This is a genomic window from Winogradskyella damuponensis, assembly GCF_039538385.1.
Lineage (GTDB): Bacteria > Bacteroidota > Bacteroidia > Flavobacteriales > Flavobacteriaceae > Winogradskyella > Winogradskyella damuponensis.
The window spans coordinates 1-11,875 of sequence record NZ_BAABCB010000050.1; the positions used below are offsets into that span (position 1 = coordinate 1).

General features: G+C 32.8%; 9 protein-coding genes and 1 tRNA gene. 6 read left to right on the forward strand and 4 right to left on the reverse strand.

Annotated elements, in window-relative coordinates; all coding sequences use genetic code 11:
* From ABD730_RS17240 to ABD730_RS17255, 4 genes are all read left to right on the forward strand, one after another.
* Nucleotides 1-1,856, forward strand: a 1,856-nt coding sequence (locus tag ABD730_RS17240) for a T9SS type B sorting domain-containing protein (protein ID WP_344716131.1), incomplete at its 5' end; no start/stop codon positions are given.
* Nucleotides 1,857-1,872: 16 nt separating this feature from the next.
* Nucleotides 1,873-2,811, forward strand: coding sequence for a PorP/SprF family type IX secretion system membrane protein (locus tag ABD730_RS17245; RefSeq protein WP_344716132.1), 939 nt, complete (start codon nt 1,873-1,875; stop codon nt 2,809-2,811).
* A 10-nt stretch (nt 2,812-2,821) separates the two neighbouring features.
* Complete coding sequence (locus ABD730_RS17250) at nt 2,822-4,702, forward strand: OmpA family protein (RefSeq protein WP_215925538.1); 1,881 nt, start codon at nt 2,822-2,824, stop codon at nt 4,700-4,702.
* A gap of 26 nt (nt 4,703-4,728) precedes the next feature.
* Nucleotides 4,729-5,229 (forward strand): GTP-binding protein, encoded by a 501-nt coding sequence (locus ABD730_RS17255; RefSeq protein WP_334471168.1) that lies wholly within the window; start codon nt 4,729-4,731, stop codon nt 5,227-5,229.
* On the opposite strand, the gene era is transcribed toward ABD730_RS17255, so the two are convergent.
* From era to proS, 4 genes are all read right to left on the reverse strand, one after another.
* Entirely contained in the window at nt 5,220-6,101 is an 882-nt protein-coding gene (era, locus tag ABD730_RS17260) for a GTPase Era (RefSeq protein ID WP_344716133.1), read from the reverse strand. The genes ABD730_RS17255 and era overlap by 10 nt on opposite strands.
* A 645-nt stretch (nt 6,102-6,746) precedes the next feature.
* Nucleotides 6,747-6,998, reverse strand: coding sequence for a 30S ribosomal protein S20 (gene rpsT / locus ABD730_RS17265; RefSeq protein WP_215925541.1), 252 nt, complete (start codon nt 6,996-6,998; stop codon nt 6,747-6,749).
* Between the two features lie 24 nt (nt 6,999-7,022).
* A tRNA-Glu gene (locus ABD730_RS17270) sits at nt 7,023-7,094 on the reverse strand.
* 109 nt (nt 7,095-7,203) lie between these two features.
* Nucleotides 7,204-8,682 (reverse strand): proline--tRNA ligase, encoded by a 1,479-nt coding sequence (gene proS, locus ABD730_RS17275; RefSeq protein WP_334471810.1) that lies wholly within the window; start codon nt 8,680-8,682, stop codon nt 7,204-7,206.
* A gap of 101 nt (nt 8,683-8,783) precedes the next feature.
* On the opposite strand from proS, the gene ABD730_RS17280 reads away from it, so the two are divergent.
* Both ABD730_RS17280 and ABD730_RS17285 read left to right on the forward strand, forming a co-directional pair.
* The gene (locus ABD730_RS17280) at nt 8,784-9,839 is read left to right on the forward strand and encodes a hypothetical protein (protein WP_344716134.1); all 1,056 of its coding nucleotides are present in this window, start codon (nt 8,784-8,786) and stop codon (nt 9,837-9,839) included.
* 35 nt (nt 9,840-9,874) lie between these two features.
* On the forward strand, nt 9,875-11,395 hold the full coding sequence (locus ABD730_RS17285; RefSeq protein ID WP_344716135.1) for an OmpP1/FadL family transporter: 1,521 nt from the start codon (nt 9,875-9,877) through the stop codon (nt 11,393-11,395).
* The last annotated feature ends 480 nt before the right edge of the window (nt 11,396-11,875 follow it).

The window sequence follows — 11,875 nt, forward strand, 5'->3', positions numbered from 1 at the left end:
ATAGTTCAGCTACAGTAACAGTTTCTTTATCTAATACAAATGATGCCGGAACTGATGGCACATTAGAGCTTTGTAATACAGATACTGCAGTGGATTTATTTGATAGCTTAGGAGGAACTCCACAAACAGGTGGTACTTGGTCTCCTGCATTAACAAGTGGGACAGGAGTATTTGACCCAATGGTTGATGCTGCTGATACCTATACATATATTGTTTCTAGTACAGGTTCAAGCTGTCCTGATGCTACAGCTAATGTTGTTGTAACGTTTACTCAAGCACCAAATGCTGGAACTAATGGTACACTAGATTTGTGTTCTAGCGATTCTAGTTCAGTTGATTTAATTGATTACTTAGAAGGAATTCCAGATACAGGGGGAGTTTGGTCTCCTGCTCTTGCCAGTGGAACAGGAATGTTTGATCCAGCTATAGATGCCGCTGATATTTATACTTATACTATAAATAATTCATGTGGAACTAGTTCTGCGACAGTAACAGTCTCTATTTCAACTGCAAATGACGCTGGTACAGATGGTACTATTGAGTTTTGTAGTAATGCTTCACCTGTAGATTTATTTGATAGTCTAGGAGGAACTCCACAAACAGGTGGTACTTGGTCTCCTGCATTAACAAGTGGCACTGGAGTATTTGACCCAACGGTAGACACTGCTGATACCTATACGTATACTGTTTCTAGTACAGATTCAACTTGTCCTGATGCAACTGCTAATGTTGTTGTAACACTTACTCAAGTACCAGATGCTGGATTAGATGACACACTTAATTTATGTATCGATGATACAAACTCTGTAGATCTATTTGATAGTTTAGGTGGTTCCCCACAAACTGGCGGGATATGGACACCTGCACTTGCTAGTGGAACTGGAGTGTTTGACCCTACAGTTGATACTGCTGATGTATACACCTATACCGTAACATCAACAGAATGTAACTTAACAGCTTCTGCTAATGTATCTGTTACAATACTAGACCTTCCAGACGTTACAGGACTAGAGCTTTCTATGGATAACAATTTTATTTGTTTAGGTCTTCAAGATGCCGAAATTATTATTAGTGGAGCTAATCAATTACCAGATGGTGATTATTCTATAGTATATCAACTTAGTGAAGCTAACGCTTCTGTAAATACTGCTGCAATTTCTGTAGTAAATGGAAACTCAACATTTATAATTCCACAAACACTATTACCAAACCCTGGAATTACTATGGTTACTCTGACTCAATTATATGTACTTGGCCAAACTTGTAGTGCAATTACTAATACTGTTGAACCATATAAGATAATAGTACAAGATCCACCAACACCAGAATTAATTGACAACGGCACAGAGTTTTGTATAGAAGATAATCCAACCATTGCTGATTTATCCAACAACATTTCTAACAATATAAATGTAGGCGACTCAATTGTATGGTACGATCAAGCTATTGGAGGTATACCTTATGCTGATACAGATGCTTTACAAGAAGGGATTATATACTATGGAGCATTTAGAACAGAAAATAATTGTGAAACAAGTATAAGATTAGAAGTAACTATTAGTTTTATTGAATGTGTAAAAAGCATTGTAATACCAGATGGTTTTTCTCCAAATGGCGACCATATTAATCCTGTTTTTGATATTCTTTACTTAGACGAACTTTATCCTAACTTTAAACTTAGCGTTTATAATAGATATGGAAATATACTTTACGAAGGCGATAAAGACTCTCCTAAGTGGGACGGAACATGGAAAAACAACAATACTGTTTTACCTGTTGGAGTATATTTTTATATCTTAGAATTTAATGATGGAAAAACGGAACCAATACAAGGTAGAGTGTATCTAAGTAGATAATTTACGACATATTAAAATGATAAGTAAAATAACAACATATTGCATTGCCATAACAACTCTTTTTTTAGGGTTGAAATTGCACGCACAACAAGATCCTCAATACAGCCAATATATGTATAATATGAGTGTCATAAATCCTGGTTATGCTACAGATGACAACTCTATGATGAATCTTGGCCTACTTTATCGTACGCAGTGGGCTCGATCTATTGGTGGACCAACAACCGGAACATATTTTGTTCACTCTACAATTACAGATAACGTAGAAGGAGGCTTATCTGTTGTACATGATGAAATTGGTGACGTTGTAAAACAAACAAGTGCTTTTGCAGATATAGCTGTTGTGGTTCCTGTAAGTGCAAACACAAAATTATCCTTTGGGATAAAGGCTGGCGCTACTTTTTACAGTACCAATTTTGATGGGTTTGTATATTCTGACCCTTTACCAGATCCGGCCTTTGCAGAAAATATAAGCCGAGTTATTCCTAATGTTGGAGCTGGTTTATTCTTTTTCTCAGATCATTATTATTTAGGCTTATCTGCACCAAATCTTTTAGAAACAAAATACCTTGAAGAGGATAGCGGAATTATATCTCAAGGTAAAAAAAATATACATGTATTTTTCACTGGTGGTTATGTCATAGATTTAAATGATACTTTTAAGTTTAAGCATTCTTTTATGGCAAAGCATGTCAATGGCGCACGCTTATCTATAGATTTAAATGCAAATGTTTTAATTGATAATTTGGTAGAAATTGGTGCTGGCTATCGCTTTGATGATTCTTACGTTGGTATGGTTAATTTTTCAATGACTGACGCCATACGTATTGGTTATGCCTACGACCATACAATATCTAATTTAGGTAGATTTAATTCGGGATCACACGAAATAATGCTATTATTTAACATTGGTAAACTCGGAAAAGGCTACGACAAATCGCCAAGATTTTTCTAATTAAAGACAAATGAAAACGTTTAAACTATATATCTTATTTGCTGTTTTAACTACAGGAAATCTATGCTTTTCACAATCTAGTAAAGCTGATGCGCTTTACGAAAATAGAGCATATGTTGAAGCTGCTGAGATTTATTCGGAACTTCCAAAAACAGCAGTTAATTTAGAAAAGCTAGGAGACTGTTATTATTATAACTCTGAATTTGATCGTGCTTATAAAGCCTACAAACAAGTTTATGATTTAAAAAATGATACGGAACTCACTGAAGCATTTTATTTCAAGTATTTTGATGTATTAAAAGGAACCAGAAAATACGAAGAATCAGATGAAATTTCATCTCTTTATTTAAACAACCCTATTAATACCAAAAGTTTTAAATCGTTGTTAAAACGTATTATTCCTTATGAATATGAATTAAAGAATATTACAGAAGATATTGGAGGTTCAAATTTTGGAGTTGGTATTTATGGAGATAAAATCGTTTTTTCTTCAACAAAAAATTTAAAAAATCCAAATTACAAATGGAATAGCAAACCGTATTTAGATTTATATGAAGGTAAAGTAACTGTCGGAAATTCTATAACATTGGATAGCATACAACCTTTTAATAAAAATATAAATACTTCAAAACAGCATGAAAGTAATGCCGTATTTACCAAAGATGGTAAAACCATGTATTTTTCTAGAAATCACAAAAATCGAATTGATTTAGATTCTACAAAAATTGCTGTTGTTAGTATCTTTAAAGCAGAACTAGTTGATGATAAATGGACAAATGTAGAACCTGTACCCTTTTCTAGTAACACCTACTCTACTATGCATCCTGCTTTAAATAGTGATGAAACAAAATTATACTTCGCTAGTGATATGCCAAATACTATGGGCTCTTTTGATATCTTCTACGTAGATATCTTAGGAGACAATTCTTTTGGTGAACCTGTTAACTTAGGTGCAAACATTAATACTGTTCGTAGAGAACAGTTTCCTTTTATTGCTCAAGATAGCACTCTTTATTTTGCTTCTAATGGAAAAAATGGTTTTGGTGGTTTAGATGTATTTTCGAGTAGCATAAATAATGATAAATACCTCGATGCACTTAATTTAGGTGAATCTATTAATACTGAAAAAGATGACTTCGCATTTGTCGTAATCGATTCTTTAAACACTGGATACATATCTTCTAATAGATCTGGTGAAGATAATATATATACTTTTAAACGCATTGAAACCGAAAGAACTTATACCATTGAAGGTTTAGTTACAGACAAGGTAACAGGTGAAATTTTACCTAATACAACCGTAACTTTATTTGATGAAGATGGAAATGTAATAAGTGAAGTTATAGTGGGTGAAGACGGAAAATATCAGTTGACAACTAAGCCAAATCAAAATTATTCTGTTGAAGGTTTTCAACCTAAATATATTCCTCAAATTGAATTTTTTGACACTAATGATAAAGGCAACATCGAATTTAATATTGAGCTTGAAATAGAATCTTATAAAGATGCTGAAGAAATTGTAACTGATGATGAATTTGGTAACACTTTTATTGAGTTAGAAAATATTTATTTCGACTTTGCGAAATGGGACATTAAACCACAAGCTGCAAGAACCTTGGATGTATTGGTAGATTTACTTAAAAAGTACCCAAGAATGGAAATACAACTTGGAGCACATACAGATTCTAGAGCAGGCTTTGAATTTAACTTAGACTTATCTGAAAAACGTGCAAGAGCAACTTTAGAATATTTAGTACAAAACGGAATCTCAAGAGCGCGTTTAACATCTAAAGGTTATGGAGAGTCACAACCATTAGTACCTTGTGGCGAAAATTGTACAGAAACAGAATTTTCAATTAACAGACGTTGTGAATTCCTTATTTTAAAATAAAGGAAACACTCTGTTTCACAATAATTATGGCACTTTCCAATGAAATCGTATTAAGGCCTCGTTTTAAATTTGAAGTAACAACTCATAACGAAAAATTACTAAAAGGTTTTGACGAAACAAAAACTAACCAAACAGAATTTATTGTTTCTAGGATTGACGATCACGTTTTTATAAAATTCCCAAAAAAAGACCAACATTTTTGGTCGCCTCAATTGCATTTAGAAATTAATGAAGAAGGAAAAGATAAAACAATAGTTCATGGTCTTTTTGGACCCAACCCAACCGTTTGGACTATGTTTATGTTTTTTCACTTTATAGTCGCTGCTCTTTTTCTAGGTTTTGGAATTTGGGCATATACAAACATAAGCTTAGGAAACACTTATGCGATACAGCTGTTTCTAATGCTTTTTATGATTCTAATATGGATTGTATTATATTTTGCTGGTAGAATTGGACGTTCAAAAGGAAAACCAGAAATGTATAAATTACATGATTTTATGAAAAAGACTCTTAGAACTTACCGTTGATTATAGCCAAAACGCTTTAGTTGGTTCTGGTTACTTCTCCAATTTTTATTCACCTTTACATACAATTCTAAATGCACTTGTTTACCAAAGAATTTTTCTAAATCTTTACGTGCTTCTACTCCTACTCGCTTTAATGCCGAGCCTTTATGTCCAATAATAATTCCTTTTTGAGTCTCTCTTTCAACCATAATTACAGAACGCATTCTTATAATATCATCCGCTTCAAAAAACTCTTCAGTATCAACTTCTACAGCATACGGAATTTCTTTTTTATAATGTATTAAGATCTTTTCTCTAATGGCCTCGTTAACAAAAAAACGTTCTGGTTTATCTGTTAATTGATCTTTAGGGTAAAACGCAGGAGACTCTGGTAATAATTCAATGATTCTATCAAATACATTCTGAACATTAAACCCTTCGGTTGCAGAAATAGGAAAAAACTCAGCATTTGGAACTTTACTTTGCCATAATTCCGATTGTGCTTCAAGCTGTTCTTGATTAGAGGAATCAATCTTATTCAACAATAATAAAACAGGAATCTTTGAATTGGTGATTTTATTAAAGAAAGCTTCATCTTTCAACTCCTTCTCACCTATTTCAACCATATAAATTAATACATCTGCATCATCAAAAGCCGATTTTACAAAATCCATCATAGACTCTTGTAGCTCATATGCTGGTTTAATGATACCTGGTGTATCACTTAAAATCACCTGAAAATCTTCGCCATTTACAATACCTAAAATTCGATGTCTTGTTGTTTGTGCTTTTGATGTTATAATAGATAATTTTTCACCTATAAAAGCATTCATCAACGTAGATTTACCAACGTTAGGATTACCAATAATATTTACAAAACCTGCTTTGTGCATTCAATATGTTTTAGACTGCAAAGATAGTTTAAAAAACTTGATCACATTTTATTTGTTTAGCGATCTGTTAGTATAGCGATTAATTTCTATGTTTTAAACCTTATAAAACTAGGTAGACACAAATAGAATTGTGGTTTTACAATATAATTACCTAAAGACAGGAAATAATAATCCTTCAACAATTATAATAGCTTTTAAAACATTTTGGAGTCAACAAAACTGACACTCAAAAATTTTAGACCGATGAGAAATACTCTGTTTAGCAAATATGTGTAATTAGGCTAGTAATAAACGTATATTACCTAGTTTATGGAAAACGGAAGACCTAGTAGCACAATAATTATCTAAAACTTTTATGGTAAGCCTAAAATCAAATTACCATAAAAGGGCATCCTACAAAAGCAAAATCACATTGCTAGCGTAAAAAATAAAACAATTTATCCTTAGTTTTAAGCCACATTGCTTGTGTTTGGAACAAGCCAAGCCAACAGACTTTAAAACGTCCTTAAACTTAATATAGTGCTACTGATAAATAGTTTTACATAATCGCAACACTTTATAATTTTACAAGACTAAAAACATTGAAAATAAAAAAAGTCTTTCCAAAAAAGGAAAGACTTTTTAATATCTTAGTAGAATCTAAAATTATATTGTAGCAACATGTTTAGTTAACTGCGATTTTAAGTTACCAGCTTTATTAGAATGAATCACATTCTTTTTAGCTAACTTATCAATCATACTAATTACAGAAGGCAACATTGTTTGCGCTTCTTTAGCATCAGTAATTTCACGTAACTTCTTTATAGCATTACGAGTTGTTTTATGCTGATATTTATTAAGTACACGTCTTTTTTCGTTACTTCTAATTCTCTTTAAAGCTGACTTATGATTTGCCATTATATTCTTTCTTATTAAAAATTGTAGCCCGTAGGGGAATCGAACCCCTCTTACATGGATGAAAACCATGCGTCCTAGCCGATAGACGAACGGGCCATTTTGGTTATTTTATTATTTAAATGAACCGACAACGTTTCCATTGCGGTTGCAAAAATACAACTATTTTTAAATTCTGCAACACCTAAGTAATTTTTTTTTAAAAAAATTAATATGCCTTGGCAAAAAGCACACGTTGAATCGATGGTTTCCCGCTGTATACGCACGTTCCTTCCTCTTTTTTATTTTTCATAGGTATACATCTAATAGTTGCTTTTGTTAACTCTTTTATCTTTTGTTCAGTCTCTGCTGTACCATCCCAATGGGCTGAAATAAATCCTGTTTTTGTATTTAAAACCGCTTTAAAAGTTTCAAAATCATTTACTTCAGTAATATGCTCGTCTCTATAATTTAAAGCTTTGTGAAATAATTCATTTTGAATTACCTCAAGAAGCTCTTTTATTTTTGAAGCCAAACCATCCATCTGAACAATTTCTTTAGTTAAGGTATCCCTTCTTGCCAATTCGATGGTATTATTTTCTAAATCTTTTGGACCTATGGCAATTCTTAAAGGCACACCTTGCAATTCGTGCTGCGCAAACTTTGCTCCTGGTCTATGAGTTGTTCTTTTATCAAACTTACAGCTTACTCCTAATGCTTTTAATTCTTTAATTATACTTTCAGCTTTTTCTGTAATTGCTTCAAATTGCTCATCAGTCTTATAAATAGGTACAATAACGACCTGAGATGGTGCTAAGTTTGGTGGTAACACCAAACCTTTATCATCACTATGCGTCATTATTAACGCTCCCATTAATCGTGTTGAAACTCCCCAAGATGTAGCCCAAACATAATCTAGTTTACCTTCGTTGTTGGTAAACTTAACATCAAATGCTTTTGCGAAATTTTGACCTAAAAAATGAGATGTACCAGCTTGAAGCGCTTTTCCATCTTGCATTAATGCTTCAATACAATACGTTTCTACAGCACCTGCAAAACGCTCACTTTCTGTTTTCACTCCTTTTATAACAGGTATAGCCATAAAGTTTTCAGCAAACTCTGCATAAATATCATTCATTTGTTCTGCTTCAACTAATGCTTCTGCTTTTGTGGCATGAGCCGTATGTCCTTCTTGCCATAAAAATTCGGCCGTTCTTAAAAATAAACGTGTTCGCATTTCCCAGCGTACCACATTAGCCCATTGATTTATTAAAATTGGTAAATCTCTATAACTTTGAATCCATCCTTTATAGGTATTCCAAATAATAGCTTCACTTGTTGGTCTAACAACTAGCTCTTCCTCTAGTTTAGCTTCAGGATCTACTCGTAACTTCCCTTCGTTGTCTGGATCATTTTGCAATCTATAATGTGTAACAACAGCACATTCCTTAGCAAAACCTTCAGCATTTTTCTCCTCTGCTTCAAATAAGCTTTTTGGAACAAACAATGGAAAATATGCATTTTCATGACCTGTTTCTTTAAACATGCGATCCAATTCAGCTTGCATTTTTTCCCATATGGCATAACCGTACGGCTTTATAACCATACAGCCTCTTACAGCAGAATTTTCTGCTAAATTAGCCTTTACAACCAATTCATTGTACCATTTTGAATAATCTTCAGCTCTACTCGTAAGATTTTTGCTCATTTTAAGTGTTTTGGCACAAATATTGTGCTTATGTTAAATGTATTAAATAGTTCAGCAAAACTAACTATTTTTGCTATGTTCAACAATAAAAAAAAAGAGATATGCAATTTAAAACTATTATAATTAAAAAATTGCCATTTTTTGTTGCACTTGGTTTAGCGACTGTGTTAACTTCTTGTGGGTCGTTTCAATATTCTGGATACGACAATGACGGCATCTATTCTTCTGAAGAATATGAAAAAGAAACCGACGAACCTGTCGTGACAACTTCGACTAATGACTCTAATTATTACAAAAATTATTTTGCTGAAAATTCAGCAGAAATTGAAGCCATAAAAGAGGAAAGTGAAGTATTTACAGATATAGACTCCTATGAAAGTAACTATGTTGAAACTGCTCAAGATACTTTAGAACAACGACCAGCTTATGGTGGTTGGGGACAAGACAACAACACTATAACCATTAATTACATCGACAATGGTTGGTATGGTTACAACAATCCATGGATGTGGAATGTTGGTTTTGGCTATGGTTACTATGGTTGGGAACGTCCTTGGGGATACAGGTATAATAATTGGGGTTGGAATAGCCATTGGGCTTATGGTTATGGCTACCACTCTCCTTGGTACTACAATTACGGTTATGCTTACGGCTACGGTCATAACAATTGGGGTTGGAATAATAATTACTACAGAAACACCAATAGATATGCTTACAGCAACTCTAGAAGAGGATCATTACTTTATAATAATAACTTAAGCCGTAGAAACACTTCTACACTTTCTCGCAGAAGTAATTCTGCACTATCAAGAAGAGATTATTCTACTCGTAGAGTATTAAACTCTAGTAATGCCACTAGAAGTACTAGAAGCACAAGAACATTTTCTAATTCTTCAACTAGGACAATTAGAAACTCAAGTTCAACTAGGCCTACACGTACAGTTAGATCGAGTTCAAACACGAGAGTTAGACCTTCTACAACAAGGTCAACAAGATCAAATACTAGAGCAACTACGCCTACAAGAAGCACAAGATCTTCTGGTTCTGTTCGCTCTAGTTCTAGCAGCTCTAGGTCTTCATCTGGCAGCGTAAGATCATCAGGAAGTTCTAGGTCTTCTAGTAGCAGCTCATCTAGCAGTAGACGTGGCAGAGGATAAACTTATATTTGATTCCTAAATTTAAAAAATTACTTATGAAAAAATTACTTATGTTATTAGGCGTAGGCTTAATAAGCACATCCTATATTGTAGCACAAGACATTACTGACGCAGTAAGATATTCTATGGATGAAATTCAAGGAACAGCTCGTTTTAAAGCCATGAGTGGTGCTTTTGGAGCCTTAGGAGGAGACATGTCTAGTGTTAATATTAATCCAGCAAGTTCTGCTATTTTTAATAACAGTCATGCCTCATTATCTGTAGGCTTATTTAATAAGAGTAATGATATCAGTTATTTTAATGAGAATAATTCATCATCAGATTTAACCATTGACTTAAATCAATTAGGTGCTGTGTTTGTTTTTAATAATGTGAATTCAAATTCACTTTGGAAAAAATTCTCGTTAAGCGTTGCTTATGATAGTTCTACAAACTTTGATAATGATTGGGTTGCTAGAGGAGTAAATCCAAATAATACAATTGGTGATTACTTCGTTGAGAATGCTAATGGACAACCTTTAGATGATATTTCTGCTTTACCGGGAGAATCTTTATCTCAAGCTTATTCTGAAATTGGCTCTATATACGGTTTTCAAAATCAACAAGCATTTTTAGGATATGAAGGCTATATCATAAATCCTGATGAAGATGACACTACAAACAATTATATTTCAGCTATTAAAGGCGGAAATTACAATCAGCATTACTCCTATGCTAGTTCAGGTTACAACGGAAAATTAGCATTTAATTTTGCAACAAGCTATAATGACAAGTTTTATTTTGGATTAAACTTGAACTCACATTTTATAAACTACGATCGCTCTACTTTTCTTGATGAGTCTAACTCAAATGCAAGTTCTACAATTACAAACGTAAATTTTGAAAATAATTTACGAACAACAGGAAGTGGGTTTTCTTTTCAATTAGGAACTATTGCTAAGATTACTGAAGCATTTAGAGTGGGATTATCATATAACTCACCAACTTGGTATAGAGTCTCTGAAGAAACTTCACAGTATTTAGCCACAACTAGAATAGAAGGAGGAGTACCTATTAACCAAATAGTAAATCCAAATATTATAAACATATACGAAGATTACAAATTACAAACACCAGGAAAACTTACAGGAAGTTTAGCATATGTTTTTGGAAAGAAGGGCTTAATAAGCTTTGATTATGCTATAAAAGATTACAGTAATATAAAGTTTAGACCAACATCTGATTCGTATTTTTCATCAATAAACAATGAAATAAATGCTACTTTAGACACAGCCACTTCTTATAAAATAGGTGGAGAATATCGCTACAAACAACTTAGCTTTAGAGGAGGTTATCGTTTTGAAGAAAGTCCTTATAAGGATAATGATTTTTATGGTGATTTAAACGGCTATTCCTTAGGTTTAGGATATAATTTTGGTGATTTTAATATTGATTTAGCATTTAGCCAATCTGAACGTGAAATCAACTATCAATTATATAATATAGGACTTACAGATGCAGCTTCAATTAAATCTAAATACACAGATTTTATATTAACGTTAGGTTTTAATATATAACAGAACTTGCAATACACAACAAAAGCCTGAGTATTTAATTGCTCAGGCTTTCTTGTTTAGACATCACTACTTAACCAAACCTATTACAAGTGCCAATTTTATATAAAAAAGATTGTCTATAAGATTGCTTTACTCGATGCAAAAAGTATTCTACTACTTACATTAGGTTTAATTGTGTAAAACTTCATAATTCTATGAGTTAGTAATTTATTTCACAACTAAATAAATAGTATTATCTGTTGTTTAAATTTGTTATACAACCCAAGTTCATCATTTTTACATAATGAATTTCTGACTATTGTAACCGTCACAGATCGACTCTTATTAGTATAGTTATGACTTAAGATTACAAAAAAAGCCTGAGCATTTAATTGCTCAGGCTTTTTATTTTTATCACATCTACATTTTATCGTTTTAAAGTAAAATGCGCTTTGTATTCTTTACGTTCATTAGTTATTGGTTCGTTGTACTCTACTCTAA

What these genes read in the sequence shown, in the direction of transcription:
- ABD730_RS17245 (WP_344716132.1), top strand. Translation starts at nt 1,873, where the DNA reads ATGATAAGTAAAATAACAACATATTGCATTGCCATAACAACTCTTTTT.
- ABD730_RS17250 (WP_215925538.1), top strand. Translation starts at nt 2,822, where the DNA reads ATGAAAACGTTTAAACTATATATCTTATTTGCTGTTTTAACTACAGGA.
- ABD730_RS17255 (WP_334471168.1), top strand. Translation starts at nt 4,729, where the DNA reads ATGGCACTTTCCAATGAAATCGTATTAAGGCCTCGTTTTAAATTTGAA.
- era (WP_344716133.1), bottom strand. Translation starts at nt 6,101, where the DNA reads ATGCACAAAGCAGGTTTTGTAAATATTATTGGTAATCCTAACGTTGGT.
- rpsT (WP_215925541.1), bottom strand. Translation starts at nt 6,998, where the DNA reads ATGGCAAATCATAAGTCAGCTTTAAAGAGAATTAGAAGTAACGAAAAA.
- proS (WP_334471810.1), bottom strand. Translation starts at nt 8,682, where the DNA reads ATGAGCAAAAATCTTACGAGTAGAGCTGAAGATTATTCAAAATGGTAC.
- ABD730_RS17280 (WP_344716134.1), top strand. Translation starts at nt 8,784, where the DNA reads ATGCAATTTAAAACTATTATAATTAAAAAATTGCCATTTTTTGTTGCA.
- ABD730_RS17285 (WP_344716135.1), top strand. Translation starts at nt 9,875, where the DNA reads ATGAAAAAATTACTTATGTTATTAGGCGTAGGCTTAATAAGCACATCC.